We start from the raw sequence: 1,062 nt of genomic DNA, 5'->3' as shown, positions 1-1,062 counted from the left end.
CTATGCGGACATCGACGCCGCGCCGGAAGAGAAGGCCCGCGGGATCACGATCAACACCGCGCACGTGGAATATGAGACGGCGAACCGTCACTACGCGCACGTCGACTGCCCTGGCCACGCCGACTATGTGAAGAACATGATCACCGGTGCGGCGCAGATGGACGGCGCGATCCTGGTGGTTTCGGCCGCTGACGGCCCGATGCCGCAGACCCGCGAGCACATCCTTCTGGCCCGTCAGGTCGGCGTGCCGGCTCTGGTGGTGTTCATGAACAAGGTCGACATGGTCGACGACGAAGAACTGCTCGACCTGGTCGAGATGGAAGTTCGCGAGCTGCTGTCGTCCTACCAGTTCCCGGGCGATGACATTCCGATCACCAAGGGTTCGGCCCTGGCCGCGGTCGAAGGCCGTGACCCGGAGATCGGCGAGAACGCCATTCTGGCGCTGATGCAGACGGTGGACGACTACATCCCGCAGCCGGAGCGTCCGGTGGACCTGCCGTTCCTGATGCCGGTGGAAGACGTGTTCTCGATCTCGGGCCGCGGCACGGTGGTGACCGGTCGTATCGAGAAGGGGATCGTTAAGGTCGGTGAGGAAGTCGAGATCGTCGGCATCCGTCCGGTCCAGAAGACGACCTGCACGGGCGTCGAGATGTTCCGCAAGCTGCTGGACCAGGGCCAGGCGGGCGACAACGTCGGCGTTCTGCTGCGCGGCACCAAGCGTGTAGACGTCGAGCGTGGCCAGGTGCTCTGCAAGCCGGGCTCGATCACGCCGCACACCAAGTTCGTGGCCGAGGCCTATATCCTCACCAAGGAAGAGGGTGGCCGTCACACGCCGTTCTTCACCAACTACCGTCCGCAGTTCTACTTCCGCACGACCGACGTGACCGGGATCATCAAGCTGCGCGAAGGCGTGGAAATGATCATGCCGGGCGACAACGCCGAGCTGGACGTTGAGCTGATCACCCCGATCGCCATGGACCAGGGCCTGCGCTTCGCCATCCGCGAAGGCGGCCGTACGGTCGGCGCCGGCGTCGTGGCCAAGATCGTCGAATAGTCCAAGGC

Annotated in this window: 1 protein-coding gene; it reads left to right on the top strand. The window is 64.4% G+C overall.

Annotated features, from left to right (window positions below):
• Positions 1-1,054 (top strand): elongation factor Tu (gene tuf / locus Q8L83_RS18405; RefSeq protein ID WP_305289588.1); only part of this gene is annotated, 1,054 nt, incomplete at its 5' end.
• Positions 1,055-1,062: the final 8 nt, after the last annotated feature.

The organism is Phenylobacterium sp., from assembly GCF_030680185.1.
Lineage (GTDB): Bacteria > Pseudomonadota > Alphaproteobacteria > Caulobacterales > Caulobacteraceae > Phenylobacterium.
Note: the sequence above shows the minus strand (reverse complement) of the source record. Positions and strands in the feature narration are given on the sequence as shown.